This is a genomic window from Dorea sp. BIOML-A1 (assembly GCF_009875615.1).
GTDB lineage: Bacteria > Bacillota > Clostridia > Lachnospirales > Lachnospiraceae > Dorea_A > Dorea_A amylophila.
Genome location: NZ_WWSA01000028.1, coordinates 15240 through 28074 on the forward strand (window position 1 = coordinate 15240; position 12835 = coordinate 28074).

The window sequence follows — 12835 nt, forward strand, 5'->3', positions numbered from 1 at the left end:
GAACACGTATATTTCCGCAGATGATACACCACATATACTGCGATCACAAGTTCCGTAAGCGGCATTGCGGACCACAGACTTCCGGGCAAGCAATGTCCTTATAGCATATTTTTAATTTATGTCAAGGTTTTACATGCATTTCACTTGCATTATCCACATACATGTGTATAATAAAGCTTGTTCGGTATTTTTGAAAAAAAAGTATAGTAATAGAAAACTTTTGAAAATATGGAGGTGAAAATGTGGATATCGGAAAGAAGCTGAGAGAGCTTAGAAAGCAGAATGATCTGACATTGGAAGATCTGGCTTCGCGCAGTGAGCTTACGAAAGGATTTCTGTCACAGGTGGAGCGTAACCTGACGGCACCGAGTATTGCGACACTGGAGGACATTCTGGAAGCACTTGGAAGTAATCTGTCGGAATTCTTTCATGAAGAGGAAGAAAAGCAGATCGTGTTCGGAGTAGATGATTTCTTCGTTGATGAGAAAGAAGATTACCAGGTGGAATGGATCATTCCGAATGCGCAGAAGAACCAGATGGAGCCGATTCTTATGACACTCTATCCGCATAAAAAGAGTCATATCCAGACGTCGTATACGGGCGAGGAATTTGGCTATGTACTGAAGGGAAATATTACGATTATGCGCGGCGGTAAAAAATATAAAGTGAAGGCGCATGAGACGTTTTATATGGATGGTGCGAAGAGTCATTATCTTTATAATCACGGGAATAGCCCGGCAAAGATATTGTGGATCACGACACCGCCAATCTTTTAAAAATAAACCAGAGGGGACAGTAAAAAAGCCGGAAAACCCGTCCCCATGGAAAGGAGAACCATGGAAGAGAAAAAACTAATCGAATTTCGCAATATTGTGAAAAGCTTTGATTCGCAGGTTGTGTTAAAAGGGATCAACCTGGACATATATGAAAATGAATTCGTAACCCTGCTTGGACCAAGTGGATGTGGTAAGACTACACTGCTCCGAATCCTTGGAGGATTCCTGGATGCGGATGAAGGAAAGGTGATCTTTGACAATGAAGATATCACCGGAAAACCACCGTATGAAAGAGAACTGAATACCGTATTCCAGAAATATGCATTATTCCCACATCTGAGCGTATATGAAAATATCGCATTTGGATTAAAGCTTAAAAAAATGAGTAAAGATATTATTGAACAGAAGGTTATGAAGATGCTGAAACTGATCGGTCTGGAAGGCTATGAGGGTAAGAATACGACCTTACTTTCCGGTGGTCAGCAGCAGCGTGTGGCAATCGCGAGAGCGCTGGTCAACGAGCCGAAGGTACTGCTTCTGGATGAGCCGCTGGCAGCGCTGGACTTAAAGCTTCGGAAGGAAATGCAGTATGAACTGAAGCGCATCCAACAGGAGGTCGGCATTACATTTATCTTCGTAACACACGATCAGGAAGAGGCACTTACGATGTCGGATAAGATCGTCGTTATGCAGAAAGGTGAGATCCTTCAGATCGGAACCCCGCAGGAGATTTACAATGAGCCGACGAACCGTTTCGTTGCAAACTTCATCGGAGAGAGCAATATCATTTCCGGAAGAATGATTGAGGATTACAAAGTCCGTTTTGATGATATCACGTTCGACTGTGTGGATCAGGGCTTTAAGGAAAATGAGCCGGTGGATGTCGTGATCCGTCCGGAAGACATCGATATCGTAGATGTAAAAGACGGCAAGATGACAGGTGAGGTATTAAGTGTTCTGTTCAAGGGTGTGCACTATGAGATCATGGTGGAGACGGTTCCCGGAACGAGTGTTACGGTCAACATGCGTGTCATCCGTAATCACGATGTGACCAGCGAAGACGGAAGCGAGAAGATCAGTGCCAACAACTTCTATGTAGATCTGGAAGATGTGGAGAATCTGGATGATAAGGAAATTGTCGCACTGTCGAATGCACAGGCATGGGAGACGGAAAGTGATGAGTACATTTCCATTGCAAATATTGAATATGAACTGGAAGCAAAAGAAGGCCAGTATCCGGTAACATTCAGCACAGCAAACGGAACCAGCATCGAGAGAACCATCTTTGTAGTTAACCAGCCGTTCGTTAAGAATGAGAAGGCAAATGAAGGTGTTATGGCATTCAACTTCTTCAAGACGGTAGATGAGATTACAGAATCCCAGGCATTGGATACGGATCTTAAGACATGGGCAAATGCACAGGGATGGAAACTGACGGATGAAGACCAGAGCGTGGACATCAGTGTAGACTATGATTTTGATCCGGAAGAAGTAACAGAAGGCGTGTATGAGATTACATTTTCCACTACGGGACGTGAGTTCAAGATCCATACAACGGATTATTCGGAGGAAGGACAGGAGGTCGGCCTGACATTCTTCCCGGAAGATATCCATGTTATGCCGAAGGTGGTATTCTAAGATGAAGAAATTTTCACAGTTAGCATTTCCGTACATTGTGTGGGCGGTACTGATGCTGGTGTTCCCGATGGTTCTGATCGCACTTTATTCAGTGACAGACCAGGGAAATACCATTCTGTCGTTCACATTTACACTGGAACATTATGCCAAATTTTTTACCGACCCGGATTTCTTATTAATCCTCTGGCGTTCCATTGTGATTGCGGTAAAGACAACCGTGATCTGCCTGTTGCTGGGCTATCCGATCGCATATTATATTGCGCGCAGTGAGCAGAAAAAGCAGAATGCGCTGATTCTTGTAATCACGATCCCGATGTGGATCAACATGCTGGTAAGAACATATGCATGGATCGGACTCTTAAGTGACGGCGGCCTGATCCAGAGAATCTTACAACTGGTGGGATTGGGAAAAGGGTCTCTTCTTTATACAGAAGAGGCAGTGCTTTTGGGAATGGTATATAACTTTCTGCCATTTATGATCCTGCAGATCCAGACGTCACTTAGTAAGATGGACAATTCCTTGCTGGAAGCGAGTGCAGACCTTGGGGCAAGCCCGGCGCAGACATTTAAGCGTGTGACACTGCCGCTTTCCGTGCCGGGAATTATCAACGGGATTACGTTGGTATTTCTTCCGGCAGTCAGTTCTTTCTTCATACCGAAGCTGCTCGGCGGCGGTCAGTATTTCCTCATCGGAAATATGATCGAGAACCAGTTCATTACGGTTGGAGAGTGGAACTTCGGAAGTGCCATTTCCATGATCATGGCGGTCATCATGATGGTACTTATGATGGTTGTCCGTAAGATCGAGATTCGTAACCAGGGCGGAAAGGGGGTATAATCGTTATGAATAATAAGGGAAAACGTCCGATAGGGAAGATCCTTATGATACTGGCGGTTGTGTTCTTCTATCTCCCGATCCTGTATATGATCATATTCTCATTTAACGATGGGAAATCACTGACGAGTTTTACAGGATTTTCACTCCGCTGGTACAAACATATGCTGGATTCATCAGATATGATGGATGCACTGTCGACAACATTCAGTATTGCATTGCTTGCGACCTTTATTTCAACGGTAACAGGAACAATTGCAGCAATCGGTATCAGTAAATCAAAGAAGATTGTGCGTGACCTGATGGAGCAGATCAACAACCTTCCGATCATGAATCCGGAGATTGTAACAGCAATCGGATTTATGTTATTATTTATTACATTTCATGTGGAAAAAGGTTATGTAACGATGCTTCTGGCACATATTGCATTCTGTATTCCGTATGTTATGTTATCGGTCATGCCAAAGATCAAATCGCTGGATCCGAACCTTGCCGATGCGGCAATGGATTTGGGGGCAACACCGTGGCAGGCACTGACGAAAGTTGTTGTGCCGCAGATCACGCCGGGAATCGTAGCCGGTGCATTGATCGCATTTACCATGTCAGTGGATGATTTCATTATCTCTTACTTCGTAACCGGACGTGGTGTGAAGAACTTAAGTATCATGGTGTATACGATGAGTAAACGTGTCAACCCGAGTATCAATGCAATCTCGACACTGGTGGTTGTGATCATCACGATCGTACTTGTGATCATCAATGCTGCACCGGCACTTTTTGCAAAACGTGCGAAGAGAAACAGCATCGGCAGACGAAACGTACTGGTACCTGCAATCGCAGTTGTATGTGCGCTCGCAGTGGTTGCCGGAGTTGTAACATATAATAACAAGAAAGAACCGCTTCCATTCGAGGGACAGACGCTTCGTATCTACAACTGGGGCGAGTATGTAGGTGAACATATTATCCAGGATTTCCAGAAAGAGACAGGGGCAACGGTACTTCTTGAAAATTTTGATTCGAATGAACAGATGTATATTAAGGTTGCAAATGGAGAAGCTTACGACATTATTGTACCAAGTGATTATATGATCCAGAGACTCATTTCCGAAGGATATTTACAGAAATTAGATAAGTCGAAACTGAACTGTATGGATAAATTATATGATGCGGTCAAAGGACTTCCGTATGATCCGGAGAATGAATATTCTGTTCCGTATTTCTGGGGAACAGTCGGAATCGTGTACGATAAGACAAAAGTCGACATCAAAGACCTGGAAAAAGAAGGCTATAATATTTTCCTGGATCAGAAATATAAAGGGGACATCTACCTGTATGATTCAGAGAGAGATTCCTTTATGATGGCATTGAAGGCATTGGGATATTCGATGAATACGTCTGACGAAAGCCAGATCCAGGAAGCGTATAACTGGCTGGTTCAATGTGTACAGACCATGAAGCCGGAGATCGTTACCGATGAGATCATTGATAACATGGCACAGGGAAGGAAGGCACTTGGTCTGATCTATTCCGGAGATGCGACATATGTGATCAATGAGAATGAAAACATGGGATACTACATGCCGGAAGGCGGAACCAATCAGTGGTCCGATGCCATGGTCATTCCGAAGAATGCGAAGAATCCGGAACTTGCACATGCATTTATCAATTATGCAAGTGATTATGACGGAGCTTATGACAATTCAAGTTATGTAGGTTATACATCGGCGAATAAGAAGGTTATGAAAGATCTGTATGGCAAGGGCGGAGATTTCGAAGGAATTGATGCATATATACCAAGAACAGATAATAAGAATGATGAAGTCTTTGAGTATAATGAAGAGACGAAGAAAGAGATCAGTAATCTTTGGAGTAAGGTGAAGATTGCGGCTAGTAATACGAATTAAGGGGCCAATGGGCCAATGGGGACGGGGAAAATTCCATTTTCCCCGTCCCTGTTTCTATTTAAACACATACTTCTGGATCACATCAAACGACGCCGGCCCAACATCCAGAACCGCCTTATGAAACCGCATCTGCGTAAAGTTATCACCCCACTTATCCACTGCATTTTTCTTAAGTTCCAGAAATTCCAGATACCCAATATAGTATTTCAGATAATTAGCCGGATCGGCAATGATCAGATCGTAGATATTCTCAATGGTCGCATCATCCGTTATCCCATAAGTGTGGAAAAAAGCCGCCGCATCGGCAAGTTTCCAGCCATCGTAATGGATTCCCATATCGGCAAGTGCATATAGTCCCAGAATGACAGATGAGTTGCGTTGAAATAATGTAGCCTGCTCTTTCGTCAGTGTGGAAAAGTAGTAGCTCATCATCTCGCTGTAAGTGGCCCAGCCCTCGGTGTATCCGCCATAGTTCAGTACACAACGGATTGGATCGGGATGAAGGCTTGCATAATAGACATTCTGATATAAATGTCCGGGGTAGCTTTCGTGGGCGAGGGTGGTGAAGAGAGAGAGGTTGTCGGTGATGTGTCCGTTGTTGATGTAGATTACATTTTCAGAAGTGTTGTCGATGGCCGGAATCATGTAGAAAGCCGGGCTTAAGTAGTCTTCCATGGATTTCTGGACGTATTTGATCTGTGTATGAATCTGTGGATATGGTGGAAAATCTTTCGTAATCTTGCCGGATAATGTGGATAAAATCTTTTTCGGATCAGATTCGGCGAGCAGTGTACCCTGGGGGCTGAAAATATCAGAAGTTATGGAGGATGAGGCAGAAGAGGAATCACCAGTCAGCACCCGTTGCATAACTGTAAGATCCGAAAGTATCTGTGTATTTGCAAGATTTTGCAGCTCTGCAATACTGCGGGAGGAACCGGTCTCACTTCTTACCAGATATTCGTAATAAGTCCGGCCATTCGGAAGATAGCACAGCCCGTTATTGTTTTTGCCGGAACTGCGGAGTTCGGACAATCCGGAAATAAGTTGTTCATAGGCCGGAAAAATATATTTTTTTATGTAAACGTTGTTCTGCCGGGTATAGGCTTCCCGCTGCTTTTCGGTAAGGACACCGTCTCTGGCAGAAGCAAGTTCTTCCAGTCGTTCCACGAAAGAAGAATAGAGATAATTGCTTTCTTTTAAATTAACAAAATCCCGGCATTCTTTGATGATAGAGTCAGCAGTGTAGGAGGCCATAAAAAGACCGGATTCGGATTTTGTGTGTTCAAAATTCAGGATAGATCGGAAGTATTCCGGTGTTTTAGTAAGAAGTTGCAGATAGTTTTCAATATCGGAGATCTCATAAAAACGGTATTCTGATAAGATGACCGGAAGCTGTGACTGAGTTCCTGTGAGAGGTGCAAGTGGTTCGTCGTAGAGTGTATAAGGGGACAGATCATAGGCAGAATTCAGATAGTCATTCAGCACATCATAAGTAAGACGGTTGTCTTTGGAAAGAGATGTTCTGTTATAGGAGCGAAGTCTGGTCCGTTCCGCGTCGACACTAGACCGGACCAGTTCGGGATCGGTGGTACATTGTCCATAAGAAATGGGCGCATTTTTTATGCCATATTTTTCGGGATTTTTTAAGGTGTAGTGGAGAGTAATTGTATTTCCACTGATTTCCTGTCGGAAAAGTTCAGAAGTATATTTCGAAAATGCCTGATCCGCATCCTGTTGAGAATGAAAGAACAGAAGAAAAAGGAGTAGAAGTACGGATGCAGACGGAAGCAAAAAGAGTAATGGCTTCCGTTTAAATTTTTCGAGAAATTTTTGCATAAAAATCCCCATATAAATCATTTGTATCATTTATATGGGGATTTCCCGCAAATATGTATTCATTGTTTATAACCGGAAGCCAATATCATAAACTTCCGGTAACTTATATGACTTATAATCCGGTAATCAGCTCAACAATAAAGACGCCGAGACATGCGAACAAGGATACCTTCAGCAGGCTCTTGCCACGGTAGGCCAGAAATACGGCGATGATAAATCCGGCAAGTGCAGACCAGATATTCGCAGTGGCACTGAGGATTGCCGGGAATGTCATAGCAGCAAGCGTCACATAAGGGACATAGTATAAAAATGATTTGATATACGTGCTTTTAATCTCTTTGCGGATCAGCGTCAGCGGAAGCATACGGATCAGGTAAGTAACTGCCGCCATCACAAATATGTAAATGTAAATATTATGATTCATGGTGTGCCTCCTTTGTACTGTCACTCAATTCGCCAGCTTCTTCCAGTTCATCGTACTCGTCCTCTTTCACCGGGAAGAAATAAGCCGCAATTCCTGCAATGATCAGAGTAATGATGATAATACGGAATCCGGATGAAATATTCCTAAGCCCAGGTGTTTTGTCAAATAAAAAGCTGGCTGCCATGGAAATGACAACAACACCTGCGAGTACACGGTTGTTACGGGCCGGCGGAATGATGATCGCCAGAAACATACCATAAAGTGCGACACTTAATGCACTGACAACACGAGCCGGTAATATATTACCGGACAGGATTCCAAGAAATGTACCGAATACCCATCCGAATACAGAGATAAATATAACCCCGTAAGAATAAAAAGGACTCAGTTTTCCACCCTTGCAAACTGTGACGCCGAAGATCTCATCGGTCACACCGTAAGCAATGAGAAAACGGTGGAACAGCGGCGCTTCCGGATCAATCTTCTGCGAAAGTGCGCAGGACATCAGACAGTATCTTAAGTTGATGATAAGCTGTGTGATGGCCATCTCTATATAAGAAGCGGTCGATGCGATCAGCGACAGCCCTGCAAACTGTCCGGCGCTGGTCACATTTGTCAGAGAGATCAGAACCGCATCAAAGATCGAAATTCCGACTTTTTTTGCCATGATCCCAAATGTAAATGAAACCGCTATGTATCCAAGACAGATCGGTATTCCGTCCTTGAAACCGGCGGTGAAATATTGTCTTCTGGTCATAATAAATTCCCCAATCTTATGTATAGTTTCTGTAAATAACGAGAATATTATAAGCGCTCTGATTGGTTGCGTCAATGATGTGAAAAGTGGAAGATGGGAGAGATTGAGAACAAAGATAACAGTATACTATGTAAACGAATAAAAAAATGAATAGAAATAATTCAAAATAGCTGCCGAATTAGTGGAAAACATATAAAACATACAAAACCTATTGACAAGGTAGGGTAAAAGCAGTATCATACGCATATCGAATCTGAGATACGAAAAACACACATAGATGGAGTGATGAGTATGATAAAAGTAGAACACGCAAACAAAACCTTTTCCGGAAAATACGGTAAGGTACATGCCTTGCAGGATGTAAGCATCCATGTAGAAAAGGGAGACATTTACGGAATCATCGGATTCTCCGGAGCCGGTAAATCCACATTGATTCGTCTTGTAAATGGACTTGAAACACTGGATAGCGGAACTGTAACGGTTCATGGAGAAGAACTTGGAAGTCTGAAGAAACCGCAGCTTCGTAAATTAAGAAGAAAAATTGGAATGGTATTCCAGCAGTTCAACCTTCTGGAATCCAAAACAGTTTATCATAATATAGCATTGCCGCTGATTCTTGAGAAAGTACCGAAGGCTGAGATTGACAAGAAAGTCAAAGAAGTTCTTCAGTTTGTAGAACTGGAAGACAAGAAAGACGTGTATGTCAGCCAGCTTTCTGGTGGACAGAAACAGAGAGTCGGAATTGCAAGAGCATTGACAACAACACCGGATATCCTGCTTTGTGATGAGGCAACCAGTGCCTTGGATCCACAGACAACAGAGGCAATTCTGAAACTGCTTAAGAAGATTAATCGTGAGATGGGGGTTACAATCCTTCTGATCACACATCAGATGCAGGTGGTTCAGATGATCTGTAATAAAGTAGCAGTCATGGAGAAAGGCCAGGTAGTCGAGGCGGGAAGTGTACTGGATGTATTCGGAAAACCGCAGGCACCAGTTACAAAGAGATTTGTTCAGACTGTTGTGAATGATCAGATTCCTGAAAGCATCATAAGTCTTGTAAAAGAGCAGAAAGAGCATTTCCGTGTAGAACGACTGAAATTTATCGGAAGCAGCGTAAAACGCCCGGTTATCTCAGATATTTGTCATGTAGAAGGAATTGTAGTAAATATTTTAGGAGCAACCGTTCAAGAACTTCAGGACAACATAATGTGTGTGTTCATTTTACAGTTGCTAGGATCTGAAGAGAAGATTCTGAAAGCAGAGAAACAGATTGACGAAAACGGAGTAATCAGAGAAAGGGTAGAGGTGATTTAATGGATCAGCAGTATTTTGGAGTTTCACTGGAGAAATTACTGACCAGTGGAGGACAGACTTTATATATGGTGGCATGGTCACTGATCATCGGAACCATCATAGGAATCATTCTAGCATTGATCCTTGTGCTTTGTCGCAAGGGCGGACTTGCAGAGAATCGGATTCTTTACAATATTGTAAGTATCTACATTAACATTGTAAGAAGCATTCCATTTGTAATCCTTCTTGTAGCAATCATGCCACTGACAAGAACAATTGTTGGAACTACGATTGGAAGTACGGCATCGTTGGTACCACTTGTTATTTACATCAGTCCATATCTGGCACGATTGATGGAGAACAGTTTGTTGGAAATTAATCCGGGTATTCTGGAAGCAGCAGAAGCGATGGGAGCTACAACATGGCAGACTATTCGTTACTTCCTTCTTCCTGAGACACTGGGATCTATTGTTCTGGCACTGACAACTGGTACAATCGGACTTCTCGGAGCATCTGCGATGGCAGGATATGTAGGTGGAGGCGGTGTCGGAGATTTGGCACTGACTTATGGATACCAGAGAATGAACACACCACTGATGATTTTCACAGTTGTAGTACTGGTTATCTTTGTACAGATCCTTCAGTTTGCAGGAAATACAATTTCAAGAAAATTAAGACAGCATAAATAAATATCAGAGTTCTGTAAGAAACAAAAAAGACAGGACAACAAGCCTGGTAATAATAGTTGTGAGTGTTTACAGTCACTGTGTAACGACAGCCGGACATGAGATAGATAAAAAGAATAGGGAGATTTAGATTATGAAAATGAAAAAATTTATTGCAAGTGTATTAGTAGCGGCAACAGCATTTGGTCTTGTGGCATGCGGAAACTCAGGATCAGGCGATTCTGCAAAGAGTGATTCATCAGCAAAAAACACAGATAAGAAGGAAATCGTCTATGGAAAATCTCAGGGACCATATACAGAGCTTTTTGAAGATGCCATTGTTCCGATTCTTGAAAAAGAGGGATACACAGTAAAGGGCGTTGATCTTTCTGATCTTCAGACAGCAGACGTTGCATTAAATGACGGAGATGTTGATGTTAACGTTGAGCAGCATACAGCTTACATGGAAAATTTCAACAAGAGTTATAACGGAGATCTGGTAGCAATCAGCCCGATCCCGACAGTGCCGGCAGGTGTATATTCTGATAAATATGATTCGATCGACGATATTCCGAACGGTGCAAAAGTGGCAGTTCCAAACGATGCATCTAACACAGCACGGTGTTATCTGATGCTTCAGAAGATCGGCTGGATCAAACTGGATGAGAATGCAGATCCATCCGCAATAACACAGGATGATATCACTGAGAACCCACATAACATTAAGTTTACAGAGATGAACAGTATGACAATTCCGGCTACAATGGCTGATTTTGATTATGTAGCAATTACAGGAAGTGTTGTATACAATGCAGGAATCGATGCTTCTACAGCACTTGCGAACGAAGATATCCAAGATTACCTTGTACTTCAGGTTGTAGTAAAAAAAGAGAACAAAGATGCAGCATGGGCACAGGCAATCGTAGATGCATATCATTCTGATGAATTCAAAGAATATATGAAAAAAAATAATGATGGATTATGGTGGATCCCAGAAGAACTTCAGTAAGTGGTTCTGAGCGGAGTTAAAGAAAGCGAGGTAGAAGACATGGATCAGACGGAAAAGTTAATTATAGATATAATTGATCAACATAGAGATGAAATTATTGAGTTTGCAAGAGATATTTATACACATGCGGAACTTGGCTATAAAGAATTCCGTACCTCACAGAAATTTGTAAATAAGATGAAAGAATTAGGACTTCACACAGAAACAGGATTTGCCATCACAGGTGTAAAAGCATACCTGAATGAAGAGAAGAAGGAGAATGCAAGTCTTGCACTTTTAGGAGAGTTGGATGCTCTGAGAATCCCGGAACATGCCTATGTAAATCCTGAAACAGATGCGGCTCACTGCTGCGGACATCATGCACAGATGGCAGGCATATTTGGTGCGGCACTTGCACTTACAGTACCTGAGATTGCAGAAAAACTGGGTGGACAGGTAGTATTTTTTGCCACACCTGCAGAAGAGTATGGTGAGATTGAATTTAAGAATCAGCTGCGTGAGCAGGGCAAGATTCGCTATGGAGGTGGAAAATGCGAATTGATCCGTACAGGAGCGTTTGATGATATTGATCTCTGCCTGGCGCATCATATTCAGCCGGGAGATGAAATTCAAGTCGGAAGCGGAACAGGAAATGGATTTGTATCAAAAGTAATCCGCTATTTAGGAAAAGCAGCTCATGCAGCCGGAGCTCCTGACAAGGGAGTGAATGCACTTTCCGCAGCTTCTCTTGGCCTTCAGGCATTAGGGCTCAACCGTGAGACTTTTCGTGACGAAGACTGCGTCCGTGTTCATCCGATCATTACGAAAGGTGGAAATCTGGTTAATGTTATTCCGGATGAAATTGTGATCGAGACACTGGTAAGAGCGAAAACAATTGAAGCATTTACGGATGCGGCAAAGAAAACAGATCGTTCTTTTCAGGCAGGTGCAGTGGCGATGGGAGCAAAAGTAGAGATTACTACACTGCCGGGATACCTTCCGACACTTGCAGAACAGGCTTTGCCAGAGTTGAAGAGAGCTGCAGAACTTGCAGCACCGGAAGTACCTGTAAGAGAGGCCGCGGGACATTCCGGCGGTTCTACAGATGTAGGTGATGTGCAGCATCTGATGCCTGTTTATACATTCAATACAGGCGGTGTAAAAGGCGGACTTCATCAGATTAACTTTGAAGTGACGAATGAAGAAGAGGCTTATATTGATACAGCGAAAATGTTTGCATTGGCAGCATATGGATTGCTGAAAGAGAAAGCTGCAAGAAGTAAAGAACTGGTTAAAAATTACAAACCGGTATTCAAAGATTCTGCAGAATATACAAAATTTATGGAGCAGTTTGATTCTAAGGAAGTACTTGATTGATAGTTAAGGAATTTAATTGCAGAAGATTGATACGTACAGCCTGTAGACCTTGACATCCCGCCCGCTTATATGCTACGATTTATATTACGAATGGATATATGACAAACGCATTGATGAAGAGAGTATGTAACAGGAAACCTTACAGAGAATCCCGTGAACTGCAGGTGAGAATACTGCAGTGTGATGCTGAGAGGGACAGGTGGAACGTTACAGAAGATGGCTTACTGAGCGGTGTGGATGAGCATGGAAAATGTAAGTTCACGAAGGGTTCCGCCCTTTACAGCGGAGAGGTGGAGTGGTGACTTCACCCGCAGAGACTGTCGGTTGCGAGACTGATAG

At 42.9% G+C, this 12835-nt stretch carries 11 protein-coding genes and 1 pseudogene; 9 read left to right on the plus strand and 3 right to left on the minus strand.

The genetic code is table 11. From position 1 onward, the window contains the following. Positions 1 to 242: 242 nt before the first annotated feature. The 4 genes and pseudogenes from GT508_RS10980 (at position 243) to GT508_RS10995 (ending at position 5153) form a co-directional block, all read left to right on the plus strand. Complete coding sequence (locus tag GT508_RS10980; RefSeq protein ID WP_055284579.1) at positions 243 to 776, plus strand: helix-turn-helix domain-containing protein; 534 nt, start codon at positions 243 to 245, stop codon at positions 774 to 776. Positions 777 to 836: 60 nt separating this feature from the next. Continuing rightward, positions 837 to 1916, plus strand: a pseudogene (locus GT508_RS14825) (ABC transporter ATP-binding protein); the annotation flags it as partial. Between the two features lie 499 nt (positions 1917 to 2415). Then, a complete protein-coding gene (locus GT508_RS10990) occupies positions 2416 to 3252 on the plus strand; it encodes an ABC transporter permease (protein WP_055284575.1) in 837 nt (278 codons plus the stop codon). A gap of 5 nt (positions 3253 to 3257) precedes the next feature. Further along, positions 3258 to 5153 (plus strand): extracellular solute-binding protein, encoded by a 1896-nt coding sequence (locus tag GT508_RS10995; RefSeq protein WP_161144236.1) that lies wholly within the window; start codon positions 3258 to 3260, stop codon positions 5151 to 5153. A 54-nt stretch (positions 5154 to 5207) separates the two neighbouring features. Here the strand turns inward: GT508_RS10995 and GT508_RS11000 are convergent, their stop codons facing one another. From GT508_RS11000 to GT508_RS11010, 3 genes are all read right to left on the minus strand, one after another. After that, positions 5208 to 6989, minus strand: a complete 1782-nt coding sequence (locus GT508_RS11000; RefSeq protein ID WP_161144237.1) for a DUF885 domain-containing protein — start codon at positions 6987 to 6989, stop codon at positions 5208 to 5210. A 112-nt stretch (positions 6990 to 7101) separates the two neighbouring features. Next, entirely contained in the window at positions 7102 to 7413 is a 312-nt protein-coding gene (locus tag GT508_RS11005) for an AzlD domain-containing protein (RefSeq protein WP_006427531.1), read from the minus strand. After that, positions 7403 to 8170 (minus strand): AzlC family ABC transporter permease, encoded by a 768-nt coding sequence (locus GT508_RS11010; protein ID WP_022415264.1) that lies wholly within the window; start codon positions 8168 to 8170, stop codon positions 7403 to 7405. Before GT508_RS11010 ends, GT508_RS11005 begins: the two co-directional genes overlap by 11 nt. A gap of 291 nt (positions 8171 to 8461) precedes the next feature. Between GT508_RS11010 and GT508_RS11015 the strand changes: the two genes are divergently transcribed. From GT508_RS11015 to GT508_RS11035, 5 genes are all read left to right on the plus strand, one after another. Beyond that, complete coding sequence (locus tag GT508_RS11015; protein ID WP_055284568.1) at positions 8462 to 9487, plus strand: methionine ABC transporter ATP-binding protein; 1026 nt, start codon at positions 8462 to 8464, stop codon at positions 9485 to 9487. Continuing rightward, positions 9487 to 10155, plus strand: coding sequence for a methionine ABC transporter permease (locus tag GT508_RS11020; RefSeq protein WP_028088377.1), 669 nt, complete (start codon positions 9487 to 9489; stop codon positions 10153 to 10155). Before GT508_RS11015 ends, GT508_RS11020 begins: the two co-directional genes overlap by 1 nt. Positions 10156 to 10285: 130 nt before the next feature. Then, positions 10286 to 11140: a MetQ/NlpA family ABC transporter substrate-binding protein gene (locus tag GT508_RS11025; RefSeq protein WP_055284566.1), complete on the plus strand. Its 855-nt coding sequence runs from the start codon at positions 10286 to 10288 to the stop codon at positions 11138 to 11140. Positions 11141 to 11179: 39 nt separating this feature from the next. Beyond that, a complete protein-coding gene (locus GT508_RS11030; RefSeq protein WP_055284609.1) occupies positions 11180 to 12496 on the plus strand; it encodes an amidohydrolase in 1317 nt (438 codons plus the stop codon). Between the two features lie 98 nt (positions 12497 to 12594). Continuing rightward, positions 12595 to 12798, plus strand: a complete 204-nt coding sequence (locus GT508_RS11035) for a hypothetical protein (RefSeq protein ID WP_161144238.1) — start codon at positions 12595 to 12597, stop codon at positions 12796 to 12798. Positions 12799 to 12835: the final 37 nt, after the last annotated feature.